We start from the raw sequence: 330 nt of genomic DNA on the forward strand, positions 1-330 counted from the left end.
TGGGCGTGCTGGGGCCGTTTGAAGGCCGGCGCTTTCCCCGCTCCGACAGCCCATGCGGGCTGTGCTTTTCGTACCGCAAAACCCAGTTGCTGCTCAAGCCGCACCGGTATTTTGCGTGGATGGCGCAAACCGGCGTTCCCGTTAACGAAGCGCTGGTGGCGCCCCTGATCGGCCAGTTCGGCGCTTTTTTCGGGACCATCTGGGTGATGAGCCATGACGACCTGGATATCCATTTCAACCTCGACGATGCCGACACCCTGGCGGACCTGAGCCGTGGACTGGCGACCACGATCCGGCTCAACGATAGCGGCCGCGCGGCGGGCGCGGGCA

1 pseudogene is annotated in these 330 nt (G+C 64.5%); it reads left to right on the top strand.

From position 1 onward, the window contains the following. A pseudogene (locus F1735_RS34535) lies at positions 1 to 330 on the top strand (hypothetical protein); the annotation flags it as partial.

Source organism: Massilia genomosp. 1, from assembly GCF_011682185.1.
Lineage (GTDB): Bacteria > Pseudomonadota > Gammaproteobacteria > Burkholderiales > Burkholderiaceae_D > Telluria_A > Telluria_A rubra.